This is a genomic window from Paenibacillus sp. p3-SID1389 (assembly GCF_025151705.1).
Classification (GTDB): domain Bacteria; phylum Bacillota; class Bacilli; order Paenibacillales; family Paenibacillaceae; genus Fontibacillus; species Fontibacillus phoenicis.
In genome coordinates, this window is record NZ_JALXVO010000143.1 from 1 (window position 1) to 210 (window position 210).

Consider the following 210-nt stretch of genomic DNA (forward strand, 5'->3'; position numbering starts at 1 on the left):
GCAACCCGCTTTCGGGTGCACAAATGAATATCTGTTATGGGCCCTTAGCTCAGCTGGTTAGAGCGCACCCCTGATAAGGGTGAGGTCGGTGGTTCGAGTCCACTAGGGCCCACCATATATCCCATAACATGAGGATGTTCTTACTGGGGTCCCCGAAAAGTATTCGGAATTGACTTCGGAGCATCATTTCACTTTTTGGGGTGAGATTTT

The 210-nt window shown here is 49.5% G+C and carries 1 tRNA gene; it reads left to right on the forward strand.

The annotated features are described in order from the left end of the window. The first annotated feature begins 38 nt into the window (after positions 1–38). A tRNA-Ile gene (locus M3G15_RS21485) sits at positions 39–115 on the forward strand. Positions 116–210: the final 95 nt, after the last annotated feature.